Source organism: Glycomyces sp. NPDC049804, assembly GCF_040674615.1.
GTDB classification, from domain to species: Bacteria; Actinomycetota; Actinomycetes; order Mycobacteriales; family Micromonosporaceae; genus Glycomyces; species Glycomyces niveus.
Window position 1 is genome coordinate 1 of record NZ_JBFAMQ010000039.1, and the last position, 3,399, is coordinate 3,399.

Below are 3,399 nucleotides of genomic sequence, written 5' to 3' on the forward strand. Positions count from 1 at the left end.
CACGCTCGCGTGCGGCCGGCGATCGAGCCAACCGTGTTGCCTCAGAATCGCATAGTGTGCGTGAGCTTTTCGTTTCCATCACAACCAGTGTGTTGTGTTAAGTTCTCGGCGGTTAGTACCCGTCCACTCCACGCCTTACAACGCTTCCATGTCGAGCCTATCAACCCCGTCATCTACAGGGCGCCTCACCAGAACAAAGTCTGACAGAGATCTCATCTCGAAGCACGCTTCCCGCTTAGATGCTTTCAGCGGTTATCGCTCCCGAACGTAGCCAACCAGCCATGCCCCTGGCGGGACAACTGGCACACCAGCGGTTCGTCCATCCCGGTCCTCTCGTACTAGGGACAGCCCTTCATCAAATCTCTTACGCGCGCGGCGGATAGGGACCGAACTGTCTCACGACGTTCTAAACCCAGCTCGCGTGCCGCTTTAATGGGCGAACAGCCCAACCCTTGGGACCAACTCCAGCCCCAGGATGCGACGAGCCGACATCGAGGTGCCAAACCATCCCGTCGATATGGACTCTTGGGGAAGATCAGCCTGTTATCCCCGGGGTACCTTTTATCCGTTGAGCGACACCACATCCGTACGTCGGTGCCGGATCACTAGCCCCTGCTTTCGCACCTGCTCGACCCGTCGGTCTCACAGTCAAGCACCCTTCTACGCTTACACTCACCGACCGGTTTCCAACCGGCCCGAGGGTACCATTGGGCGCCTCCGTTACCATTTAGGAGGCAACCGCCCCAGTTAAACTACCCACCAGGCACTGTCCCCCGACCCGATCAGGGCCGCGGGTGAGACACACCACCAGATCAGAGCGGTATTTCACCAACACCTCCACCACGACTAGCGTCGCAGCTTCCCAGGCTCCCGCCTATCCTACACAAACCAAGCAATGCATCAATACCAAGCTATAGTAAAGGTCCCGGGGTCTTTCCGTCCTGCCGCGCGAAACGAGCATCTTTACTCGTACTGCAATTTCGCCGAGCATGTGGTTGAGACAGCGGGGAAGTCGTTACGCCATTCGTGCAGGTCGGAACTTACCCGACAAGGAATTTCGCTACCTTAGGATGGTTATAGTTACCACCGCCGTTTACTGGCGCTTCAATTCACCACTGCAGGCTTACGCCTTGATGGATCCTCTTAACGTTCCAGCACCGGGCAGGCGTCAGTCCATATACATCACCTCACGGCTTCGCATGGACCTGTGTTTTTAGTAAACAGTCGCTTCCCCCTGGCCTCTGCAACCCCCATCCGCTTCCGTGCGCACGCACCACAGACAAGGGCCCTCCTTCTCCCGAAGTTACGGAGGCAATTTGCCGAGTTCCTTAACCACACATCACTCGAACGCCTCAGTATACTCTACCTGACCACCAGTGTCGGTTTAGGGTACTGGCCGACTACCACTCGCTAGAAGCTTTTCTCGACAGCACGGGATCACCAAATTCAGCCTTAAGGCCTATGCTTCAGCGCTCACCCTCGCTATTGAAAGCAGGAACTCCGGATTTGCCTAGAGTCCCGGGCTACCACCTTACCCCGCCTAATCCACCAGACGGTATAGCTACCCCACTGCGTCACTCCATCACTACGCTACACACGGAAAGGACCCCAACCACTCACCAACAAGTACCAACCCGAAGGTCAGCGCCTGCCGGCTCACAGCCGGTTAGCACAACCGCTATCACTCATACGCGGCACTCGGGTACCGGAATATCAACCGGTTATCCATCGACTACGCCTCTCGGCCTCGCCTTAGGCCCAGACTAACCCAGGGCGGAACAACCGTCCCCTGGAACCCTTAGTCAATCGGCGCACAGGATTCTCACCTGTGTTTCGCTACTCATGCCTGCATTCTCACTCGTACAAAGTCCACCCGATGGATTACTCCCGGGCTTCACCCCATGTACGACGCTCCCCTACCCAACCCACCGAGACGCATCTCGATGGCATTGCTACGGCTTCGGCGGTGCACTTCAGCCCCGCTACATTATCGGCGCAGAACCACTCGACCAGTGAGCTATTACGCACTCTTTCAAGGATGGCTGCTTCTAAGCCAACCTCCTGGCTGTCAACGCGACCCCACATCCTTTTCCACTCAGTGCACCCTTAGGGGCCTTAGCCGGTAATCTGGGCTGTTTCCCTCTCGACGACGGATCTTCTCACCCGCCGACTCACTGCCGCACTCAACACCATGGCATTCGAAGTTTAGCTGAGCTCAGTAACCGACACGGCCCATCACCCAACCAGCGCCCTACCACCACGGAGCAACATGCGACGCTGCACCTAAATGCATTTCGGGGAGAACCAGCTATCACGGAGTTTGATTGGCCTTTCACCCCTACCCACACCTCATCCCCCCAGTTTGCAACCTAGGTGGGTTCGGGCCTCCACGACCTCTTACAGCCGCTTCACCCTGGACATGGGTAGATCACCCCGCTTCGGGTCTACAACACACCACTCAACGCCCTATTCAGACTCGCTTTCGCTCCGGCTCCACCACACGGCTTAACCTCGCGGCATACCATAACTCGCAGGCTCATTCTTCAAAAGGCACGCCATCACCCGCCTACGACAAGCAAGCTCGCCGCCGGGCTCTGACGGTTTACAGGCACATGGTTTCAGGCACTCTTTCACTCCCCTCCCGGGGTACTTTTCACCATTCCCTCACGGTACTATCCACTATCGGTCACCGGACCTCTTTAGGCTTAGCAGACGGTCCTGCCAGATTCACACGAGCCTCCACGAAACCCGCGCTACTCGGGTGCACCATCCGAACACCAACACTGCCCTTCACCTACGGGACTCTCACCCTCTACGGTCGGCTTTCCCACACCGTTCGACTAGACAATGCTGCGTGAACCTAGACTCGGCAGAATCTAACGACGATGTCCCACAACCCCTGACCCGCAACGCCTGCCGGCTATCACACGAACCAGGTTTAGCCTCCTCCGCTTTCGCTCGCCGCTACTCACGGAATCACTCTTGTTTTCTCCACAGCAGGTACTGAGATGTTTCACTTCCCCGCCACACCACCAACCAGCCTATACATTCAGCCAGCGGCAACCGCCCATCAAGACGGCTGGGTTACCCCATTCGGAAACCCTGGGATCACAGTCCAGTTGGCAACTCCCCCAGGCATATCGCAGCCTCACACGTCCTTCATCGGTCATCCGGCACCAAGGCATCCACCATGCGCCCTACACAACTTAACCAACACACGGTCAAATCAGATAGAAACAAAGACACTCACGCACACTATACAAATCTCAAACAACACATTGACCACACCCGACACGCCGCTCACCGTCCAACAGGACCGGATCAAGCACAACGCGCATCCGCGATGCAACCAGGCTCAGAGACGTGTTGTCTCAGAACCCCAACAGGGTGCGAGACCCA

General features: G+C 57.0%; 1 rRNA gene. It reads right to left on the bottom strand.

The features are described from left to right. Nucleotides 1-93 precede the first annotated feature (93 nt). Nucleotides 94-3,212, bottom strand: a 23S ribosomal RNA gene (locus AB0K52_RS25575). Nucleotides 3,213-3,399: the final 187 nt, after the last annotated feature.